The 261-nt window shown below is 39.8% G+C and carries 1 rRNA gene; it reads right to left on the bottom strand.

Features of this window, described 5'->3' with window-relative positions:
• A 5S ribosomal RNA gene (gene rrf / locus AUR67_RS07095) occupies window positions 1-76 on the bottom strand; the annotation flags it as partial.
• Between the last annotated feature and the right edge of the window lie 185 nt (window positions 77-261).

The following is a 261-nucleotide window of genomic DNA, read 5'->3' as shown; positions in this document are numbered from 1 at the left end:
TATCATCGGCGCTGTTTCGTTTCACTACTGAGTTCGGCATGGGGTCAGGTGGGTCCAAAACGCTATTGTCACCAAGCAAATTTGGTTTAATTCGCTCTTTTGAGCAAATTAATAAATCTGGAAATCTGATATTTTCTTACAGCTTAAAGCTTATGGCTTACAGCTTCGTAAAATCTACTTTAGTGTCTTAACTTCTGTCTGTTACGCTGTCATAAAACGCGTTTGGCGTTGTATGGTTAAGCCTCACGGGTAATTAGTACA

Origin of the sequence: Pseudoalteromonas sp. XI10 (assembly GCF_001469895.1) — a bacterium.
Taxonomy (GTDB): domain Bacteria; phylum Pseudomonadota; class Gammaproteobacteria; order Enterobacterales; family Alteromonadaceae; genus Pseudoalteromonas.
This window is presented reverse-complemented; position numbering and strand designations above follow the sequence as displayed.